The organism is Mycolicibacterium sp. XJ2546 (genome assembly GCF_053483195.1).
This window is the reverse complement of record NZ_JBEFRW010000045.1, coordinates 1-1,314: the sequence shown is the minus strand read 5'-3', so window position 1 is coordinate 1,314 and position 1,314 is coordinate 1. Positions and strand designations below refer to the sequence as shown.

Annotated in this window: 1 protein-coding gene; it reads left to right on the top strand. The window is 65.5% G+C overall.

Annotated features, from left to right (window positions below; all coding sequences use genetic code 11):
- Positions 1-259 precede the first annotated feature (259 nt).
- Positions 260-1,314 (top strand): IS110 family RNA-guided transposase (locus ABQE44_RS25740; RefSeq protein ID WP_448432645.1); only part of this gene is annotated, 1,055 nt, incomplete at its 3' end.

Here is a 1,314-nt window from a genome sequence, read left to right as displayed (position 1 = left end):
CTAATGGGAACCGATCAGCGAGCCTTCGACCGGTAGTGGTCGGTTCGGGCGAAGCTGATTATCGAGCCGCTGGCCGGTGAGCACTGTGAGGGCCTGGAATGATCGTCGATTCCTACCGCTAGATCGTGCCCCGACCGGTTGGTGAGGCCGCCTATAGCGCTGATGGGGTGTCGTGCTTCGAGCACTGATCCATTAGGTTGCCGCCGGGTGTCCTTCGGCTCGAACAGGTTTCACCCATACCGAGCAGGAGGTGATTTGGATGATATTCGTTGGAGACGACTGGGCCGAGGACCATCACGACGTCCATGTGATGGACTCCGACGGTGCCAGGCTGGCCTCGCGTCGGCTCCCGGAGGGGCTCGCCGGCATTCGCGGGTTTCACGAACTGGTGGCCGCCCACGCCGAGGAACCCACCCAGGTGGTGATCGGTATCGAAACCGACCGCGGGCTGTGGGTCGAAGCGCTCGCCGCGGCAGGCTACGAGGTGTTCGCCGTCAATCCGCTCGCGGTGGCCCGCTACCGCGACCGCCACCAGGTCTCGGGCGCGAAATCTGATGCCGCCGATGCCAAACTGCTCGCCGATCTGGTGCGCACTGACCGGCACAACCACCGCCCGATCGCCGGGGACACCCCGGACGTCGAGGCGATCAAGGTCCTGGCGCGGGCGCATCAGAACTTGATCTGGAGCCGTAACCGGAACACCAACGCGCTGCGCAGTGCGTTGCGGGAGTACTACCCTGCGGCGTTGGAGGCCTTCGACGATCTTTCCGGCCGTGACGCGCTGGCCATCCTGGGTCGCGCCCCCACCGCGGCCGACGCCGCTCGACTGAGTGTCTCCAAGATCCGATCGGCACTCAAAGCTGCTGGGCGACAACGCAACCTCGACGCCAAGGCCCTCGAGATTCAGGCGGCGTTACGCGTCGAGCAACTCGCCGCCCCGGCCGCGGTCACTGCCGCGTTCGGGGCCACCACCCGCGCCGCGGTCGGGATCATCACCGAGTTGAACCACCAGATCGCCGATCTCGAAGCTGAGCTGGCGACACATTTTGAGACACACCCGGACGCCGACATCTACCTCTCCCTGCCAGGACTTGGTGTCATCCTCGGCGCCCGGGTGCTCGGTGAGTTCGGGGATGACCCGAACCGATACACCACCGCCAAGTCTCGCAAAAACTACGCCGGAACCTCACCGTTGACCATCGCGTCGGGCAAGAAACGTGCCGTGCTGGCCCGTCACGTCCGCAACCGTCGCCTCTACGACGCGATCGACCAATGGGCCTTCTGTGCCCTGACCAACAGCCCCGGCGCCCGCGC